10 protein-coding genes are annotated in these 6,936 nt (G+C 65.6%); 3 read left to right on the forward strand and 7 right to left on the reverse strand.

What is annotated here, in order from left to right:
- On the forward strand, positions 1-580 hold a 580-nt coding region (locus Q0A15_RS07800; RefSeq protein WP_291278961.1), incomplete at its 5' end, for a hypothetical protein.
- Positions 581-602: 22 nt separating this feature from the next.
- Here the strand turns inward: Q0A15_RS07800 and Q0A15_RS07805 are convergent.
- The 6 genes from Q0A15_RS07805 to Q0A15_RS07830 all read right to left on the reverse strand — a co-directional run bounded on the left by Q0A15_RS07805 (position 603) and on the right by Q0A15_RS07830 (position 3,913).
- Positions 603-1,244, reverse strand: coding sequence for a redox-sensing transcriptional repressor Rex (locus Q0A15_RS07805; RefSeq protein WP_291278962.1), 642 nt, complete (start codon positions 1,242-1,244; stop codon positions 603-605).
- Positions 1,241-1,495: a glutaredoxin family protein gene (locus tag Q0A15_RS07810; protein WP_291278963.1), complete on the reverse strand. Its 255-nt coding sequence runs from the start codon at positions 1,493-1,495 to the stop codon at positions 1,241-1,243. Before Q0A15_RS07810 ends, Q0A15_RS07805 begins: the two co-directional genes overlap by 4 nt.
- A gap of 95 nt (positions 1,496-1,590) precedes the next feature.
- Positions 1,591-1,689, reverse strand: coding sequence for an AURKAIP1/COX24 domain-containing protein (locus Q0A15_RS07815; RefSeq protein WP_003792170.1), 99 nt, complete (start codon positions 1,687-1,689; stop codon positions 1,591-1,593).
- 169 nt (positions 1,690-1,858) lie between these two features.
- Positions 1,859-2,083, reverse strand: a complete 225-nt coding sequence (locus Q0A15_RS07820) for a helix-turn-helix domain-containing protein (protein WP_291278964.1) — start codon at positions 2,081-2,083, stop codon at positions 1,859-1,861.
- Between the two features lie 164 nt (positions 2,084-2,247).
- The gene (locus Q0A15_RS07825; RefSeq protein ID WP_291278965.1) at positions 2,248-2,712 is read right to left on the reverse strand and encodes a helix-turn-helix transcriptional regulator; all 465 of its coding nucleotides are present in this window, start codon (positions 2,710-2,712) and stop codon (positions 2,248-2,250) included.
- Positions 2,713-2,764: 52 nt separating this feature from the next.
- Positions 2,765-3,913, reverse strand: coding sequence for an acetoin utilization protein AcuC (locus tag Q0A15_RS07830; protein WP_291278969.1), 1,149 nt, complete (start codon positions 3,911-3,913; stop codon positions 2,765-2,767).
- A gap of 133 nt (positions 3,914-4,046) precedes the next feature.
- Here Q0A15_RS07830 and Q0A15_RS07835 point away from each other — a divergent pair, with 133 nt between their 5' ends.
- A complete protein-coding gene (locus Q0A15_RS07835) occupies positions 4,047-5,468 on the forward strand; it encodes a TrkH family potassium uptake protein (RefSeq protein ID WP_291278966.1) in 1,422 nt (473 codons plus the stop codon).
- Positions 5,461-6,132, forward strand: coding sequence for a TrkA family potassium uptake protein (locus Q0A15_RS07840; RefSeq protein ID WP_291278967.1), 672 nt, complete (start codon positions 5,461-5,463; stop codon positions 6,130-6,132). The genes Q0A15_RS07835 and Q0A15_RS07840 overlap by 8 nt, the downstream gene beginning before the upstream one ends.
- Before the next feature lie 122 nt (positions 6,133-6,254).
- Here the strand turns inward: Q0A15_RS07840 and proC are convergent.
- The coding region (gene proC, locus Q0A15_RS07845; RefSeq protein ID WP_291278968.1) for a pyrroline-5-carboxylate reductase at positions 6,255-6,936 on the reverse strand (682 nt) is incomplete at its 5' end.

A 6,936-nucleotide genomic window follows, 5' to 3' on the forward strand; every position in this document is an offset into this window, starting at 1 on the left:
CCAGACCTTCGGCCCCTACGTGCCAGACAACCCACCGGCAGGCGGCTGGAGTCAGCCCGGTTCCGGCCAGGGCTACGTGCCCGGCTACCCGGCGCCGCAGGCACCCACCCGCCGCCCCGGTCAGGTCACCGCGGCGTCGATCGTTCTGTGGGTCGCCGCAGGCCTGTACACCATCTTGATGCTCTCCAGCATGAGCACGTTCCTGGGCGGCGATCTCAAGTCCCAGTTGCTCAGTGCCGCGGACAGCATGCCCGAGTCCCAGGCTGAGACCTACCGGGACGCCCTCGATCTCTACTCGGAGTCCATGCTCCAGGGTGTCATCTACTTCACCATGGCCATCATCGTCGCCGTGGGAATCGTGGCCGCCGTAGCTGCATGGCGCACCTGGAAGGGTTCCAATGCCTGGCGTATCGCCGGAACGGTGTGCGGCGGCGCCATGGCCGCCTATCAGCTGCTGATGGTGCTGTTCTCGCCCGTGGTCGGAGTGCCCGGACTTGCCATCTGCATCGTCGTCATCGTGCTCTGGTTCTCCCAGCCGGCCACGGCATGGTTCCGCGCACGCTCGGCGAAGCGGTACTGAGTTCCTCGGCGAACCCGGCCGCTCAGTGCGGCACCGGCCCGGAACGATGCGCCAGGAGTGAGAGCTCACTGGCCAGGTCCACGCGCCGCAACGACACACCGTCCGGTACCTGCAGAGCCACAGGCGCGAAGGACAGGATGCTGCGCACACCCGCGCCCACGAGGCGGTCTAGGACGTCCTGCGCCGAATCACCCGGAACGGTGACCACCGCCATGTTCACGCTTTTTTCCTGGATGACGGACTCCAGACCCGCCAGATCTTCCACCGTCAGCCCGGCGACGTCGGTCCCCACCACGTTCGGCGCCGTATCGAAGATGGCCACCACAGGGTAACCACGCCGCTGGAAACCCGAGTAACCAGCCAATGCGGTTCCCAGGTGTCCGGCGCCGACGATGGCGACGCGCCACTGTTGGTCCAATCCCAGTGCCGACTCCAACGCGGGTACCAGGTCCTCCACGGCATATCCGATGCCGGCGCGGCCCTTGACGCGCAACAGATTCAGATCCTTACGCAACGTGGCGGGGGTGGTCCCGGCCGATTGCGCCAACCCTCTCGAGGACACCGTGGCGTGCCCGACCATGCTGCCGGAGGTCAGCGCGCGCAGGTAGTAGGAAAGTCTGCGCATGACCGGATCGGGAATCTGTTCCTTGGTGGTTCCCGTCATGCGCTCAACAGCCTGGTCAGGCGCTTGGGTTCGATGCGCCAGAAGTCCCGCTGGACTCCGTCAACCAGCAGCACGGGAATCTCTTCTGCATAGGTTTCCAGAAGCTCCGGAACACTCCCGGCGTCCACGTCCTCCCATGTCAACCCCAGCTCAGCGGTCACGGACTGCACCACGGCTCGGGCGTCGTCGCAGAGGTGGCATCCGGGTTTGGTGATGAGTTGGACGCGGGGGTCTGAAGGAGTCTGCGGCACGGGCTCATTGTAGTGCGTCCGCGACCGCCGATGGCAGGCGGACAACGAACGAGGGGCCGGAATCGTCACTGACGATTCCGGCCCCTCGTGAGCACTCACTTCTTGTTGCGGCGCTGGTGGCGCGTCTTGCGCAGCAGCTTGCGGTGCTTCTTCTTGGCCATACGCTTGCGGCGCTTCTTGATGACGGAACCCATGGGTCCTCCTGCTGTTATCTCGTGGACATGTCGTCTTGTGACACCCAGGGACCCCGATGACCGAGGCGCGCGCGGGCGAAGATCGTTCCTATCCTACCTGCATGCCCCGTGCGCTGTCGCATCGAGGTGAGGTGGCTCTCCCTGTTCCGGGCCGATTCCCCGGAAGGGGTCAGTCGGTTCCGGTGCCGCGGATCTGCGTCGGGTCGATCTGAGCGGAGCCCAGGTAGGCCTCCACCGCGTTCTCCGGGACCCGGTATGAGCGGCCGAACTGCACGGCGGGGAGTTCGCCCGAGTGCACCAACCGATACACGGTCATCTTGGACACGCGCATCACGTCTGCGACCTCAGCAACGGTCATGAAGCGGGCGTTCGCGAAGTGTCGGGGATCCGGCATCGGATGGTCCTCCGTGTCGTTGAGCGGCTTGGGCGGTACTACGAAAGCGCTGAGCGCTGCCCCTAACAGGGTTATTCACGCTGCACCCGCACGAGTCTACGTGAAACCTGTGACTGGTGTGTAGCCATGCGACCGGTGTGTTGCGTGTGACTCGATGAGCGTCGCTACTTGCTGCGACGCCCTCGGCGCTGCTTGTTCTGCTTGGACAAGCGATCGAAGAATTCCTGGGCTCGTTCCAGCCCTTGTTCCACCGTGCGTCCCACGGTGTTGTGGGTGCGCTTGGACTGCGGATCGTCGTCCATGCCCGACGTCTGGGTCTCGCCGACCGTCGTCAACGCGCCGCCCGCGTCGGCACCTTCGAGCCCTGCCGGCGCCGGTAACAGTCGCGCCACGAATTCGTCGACCTCACGCAGCGGTTCAGGGTTCAGTGCGTAGAAACGCCTTTGCCCCTGAACTCGAGTGCGCGCCAGGTCCGCATCCCTCAACACCTTGAGGTGCTTGGACACTGTGGGTTGGCTGACTCCGACGGCCTCCACCAGGTCGCCCACGCTGCGTTCCTGGTCGACGAGGTTCAGCAGGAGGGCACGACGGGTGGGATCGGAGAGGACGGAGAACAGATCGGTGGCCACTCGCACATCGTAGCGAGCCACACCCGTCGGGCGTGGGATGCTCGGGTCGACGTCAGTCGAACCAGGGGTCAAGGCCGAAGGCCGGGAAGAGCTCCTTGCGGGTGGCCATGATGGCACGGTCCACCGGATCCCCGGGGTCGTATCCGACCTCCCACGAGCGCCACCAGAGGTCCACGTCGTCGCCCATCGTCTCCGGGGCGTCCACGCCGTAGCGTTCCTTGACCCATTCGCGGAACGGGGCCGGAACGGGCGTGGAAATCTGCAGCGCCTTCCCCGAGGCGATGGCGACCAGATGGGACCAGACCCGCGGGACGGTGTGGATGATGTCGTATCCGCCGCCACCGGTGGCGATCCAACGTCCTTCGGTGAGGTCGTGCGCCAGGTCCGCGACCGCGAGCGCCGCCTGACGCATACCGTCCACGGTGAGCTTGAGGTTGGTCTGCTCGTCGCGCGCATGACCGTCGCAACCGTGCTGGGAGACGATCACCTCTGGTTCGAAGGCCCTGGCCATCTGGGGCACCACGGCATGGAAGGCCCTGAGCCAGCCGCCGTCCTGCAGGCCCGCCGGTAGGGCCACATTGACCGCGGTCATCGGAGCGTCCTCGCCACCGTTCTCCGCAGCGAAGCCGGTACCGGGGAACAGTGTCCGCCCGGATTCGTGCAACGAGATGGTCATGACGCGGGGGTCGTCCCAGAAGATGGACTGGGTCCCGTCCCCGTGGTGGGCGTCGAGGTCCAGGTACAGAACGCGGGAGACGCCCTCGTCCAGCAGCCGTGCGATGGCACCCGCTGCGTCGTTGTAGATGCAGAATCCGCTGGCCTTGTTGCGCGAAGCGTGGTGCATGCCACCGCCGAAGTTCACGGCGGGACGGCCCTTGTCCTCCAGAACGGACTCCGCGGCCACGAGGGATCCACCGAAGAGTCGGGCGCTGGCATCGTGCAGGGCCGGGAAGATGGGATCGTCCTCGGTGCCCAGACCGAAGGAAACATCCGGCTCTCCATCCGGCCCCGAAGCGTCCCGGACCGCCTGCACATAGGCCGCAGAATGAACCGTGCGTAGTTGGTCGTCATCGGCCACGTAAGGGTGAAGAACCCGCCCGCGGCCGTCTCCCAGGACGTCGAGATCCCGCAGCAAGCGTGCGGTCAGTCGTAGCCGGACCGGATCCATCGGATGACGCTCGCCGAAGCGATATGCGGCCATGGCCTCGTCATAGATCAGATCCACACCGGGGAATGAGGTGTTGGAGATCACGAGAACAGGCTAACTCACGCCTGCGGCAGTGGTTGAATGGTCGCTGTCCGTGAAGCCGACCTATCAAGGAATCCTGAACACCATGGCCGCAGGCCCCCCACCCGAAGAGGACGCACGCCCTAACGTGGCCCTTCGCCTCTTCTACGGTGCACGCGACTTCGTGGATCGGCTTGCGGCCAATTCCCCGGCCCGCCTCGCCATCGGTGTCTTCCTGGCCTTCATCCTCGTGGTGACGATCCTGTTGAGCCTTCCGATGGCCGCAACGGACGGTCACCTGACCCCTTTCGTGGACGCCTTCTTCACCGCCGTCTCCGCCGTGTGCGTCACCGGCCTGACGGTGGTCTCCACCGCCGCACACTGGACGTTGTTCGGGCAGGTCGTGATCCTGGTGGCCATCTTCGTGGGCGGTCTCGGCATCCTCACCCTGGCGTCGATCCTCTCGCTCGCAGTGTCCAAGCGGCTCGGCATCCGTGGGAAGCTCCTGGCTCAGCAGTCCCTCAACGTGTCCTCCTCGGGGCGGCTGGGTGAGGTCGGTTCGCTGCTGCGCATCGTCATCACGACCTCCGTCATCATCCAGCTCCTGCTCATCCTGTGGTTGAGCGCCCGCTTCTGGAGTTACGGGGAAAGCCTGGGTCGTGGAGCCTGGCACGGGGTCTTCTATGCCGTCTCCGCGTACAACAATGCGGGGTTCACCCCACACTCCGACGGCCTGGTTCCGTATGAGGCCGACGCATGGCTGCTGGCTCCCCTGATGCTCGGAGTCTTCTTGGGGTCGCTGGGGTTCCCGGTGGTGATGGTGCTGCTGCATCAGCGGCACCGGATCAGCAAATGGAACCTGCACACCAAACTCACGCTCACGGTCTCACTGGCGCTGGTCTTTCTCGGAAGTGCGGCGTGGGGCGCCTCGGAATGGGGAAATGACGACACCATCGGGCGGATGGGTTTCTGGGACAAGTCCCTCCACACCCTCTTCGCCTCCGTCATGACCCGCTCCGGCGGTTTCAACCTGGTGGATCAATCGCAGATGCATCCCGCCAGTCTGGTCATCACGGACGCCTTGATGTTCGTGGGAGGCGGCTCGGCCTCCACGGCCGGCGGTATCAAGGTCACCACGCTTGCCGTGCTGATCGTGGCCATCCTCGCCGAGGCTCGCGGCACCACCCAGGTCCAGGTCTACGGCCGACGAATCGTGGAGTCCACCCTCAGGGTCGCCATCGCGGTGACCGGTATGGGCGCCACCTTGGTCATGTTGGGGACCATCGCGCTCCTGGTCGTCGATCCGGCTGCCAGGTTCGATCACGCTCTCTTCGAGTGCATCTCCGCCTTCGCAACCGTCGGTCTGTCCACCGGACTCACGGAAACCCTGCCGGCAGCGGGCAAGATTGTGCTGGCAGCCCTGATGTTCCTCGGGCGGATCGGTACCATCACCTTCGCGACGGCTTTGTCCTTGCGGCACACCCGTCAGCTTTATCACTACCCGGAAGAGAGGCCCATCATTGGCTGAACGATACGGCGACCACAACGCCCCCGTCCTGATCGTGGGGTTGGGACGCTACGGTTCCTCCGTGGCCCGGCAGTTGGTCCAGCAAGGCCGGGAGGTGCTCGCCATCGAACGCAACGCGGAACTGGTGCAAGTGTTCGCGGACTCGCTGACCCATGTCGTGGAAGCGGACGCCACCAACCTGGAGGCCCTACGCCAGCTCGGAGCCCAGGAGTTCTCCTCCGCGGTGGTTGGAGTGGGCACCTCGGTGGAGGCCTCGGTGTTGATCACCGTGAATCTGGTGGACCTGGGGATCGAGCACGTCTGGGCCAAGGCCATCACGCCCGCGCACGGCAAGATCCTCTCCAGGATCGGCGCCAATCACGTCATCTATCCGGAGGCGGACGCCGGTGTGCGCACCGCCCACCTGGTGGGCGGGCGCATGTTGGACTTCATCGAATTCGACGACGGCTTCGCGATCGTGAAGATGTACCCGCCCAAGGAGACCCAAGGTTTCAGCCTCGAGGACTCCCATGTTCGGGAGAAGTACGGCGTCACCGTGGTGGGTGTGAAGTCACCGGGAGAGGATTTCACCTACGCCCAGCCGGACACCGTGGTGTCCCAGCGTGACGTGCTGATCGTGGCCGGCCACGTGGAACTGTTGGAGCGCTTCGCCGCGAGGCCCTGAGCCGCTGCCATTGACCCCACAGACTTCGGTTAGCCCCGTGACGCGGAATTTGCCCCGGTCGAACGACCGGGGCAAATCACATCGGCAGGGGTTCATGCCACATACGGGGGCAAAAGAGAGCCTCAGGCGTAGTCCTTCGCCATCTGCAGCGAGCGGGCCACAGCGTTCTTCTCGCCTTCTGCGATGGCCTCGCGCACGCCACGCTCGTCGAAGGTGAGGATGGCCTGCTCCGTGGTTCCCTTGGGGCTGGTGACGGCCTTGCGGAAGGCAGCCGGGTCGGCATCCGGCGTGTCCAACATCAGACCCGCACCGGCCAGTGTGGCCGCCGCCAGCTGCCGCGCCAGGTCCTTGTCAAGGCCGAGCGCCGCCCCGCCGTCTGCCATGGCCTCCGCCAGGTAGAAGGCGTAGGCGGGGCCGGAACCTGACACGGCGGAAACCACGTCGATCTGGTCCTCCTCCACCTCGTACACCTTCCCGGAACCCGCGAAGACGGCACGCGCGGCATCCACTGCGGTGTCGTCGGCATGGGTGCCGCGGGCCAAGGCCACGACGCCCCTGCCCACCTGCAGCGGGGTGTTGGGCATGGAGCGCAGCACCGGCTGTCCCTCGGCCAGGCTTGCTTCCAGCTTGGCCAGCGTGATCGCGGCGGCGACGGAGACCACCACGGTGCCCTCTCGCAGAGCCGGGGCGATCTCCTGGGCGAGTTCGGCGATGGCATAGGGCTTCACCCCGGGCAGCACCACATCGGACTCCGAGGCGGCCCACGTGTTGGCATCGTCGTGTTCCTCGGCGCTGCGCACGGGA

The organism is Galactobacter sp. (assembly GCF_022712295.1).
GTDB lineage: Bacteria > Actinomycetota > Actinomycetes > Actinomycetales > Micrococcaceae > Galactobacter.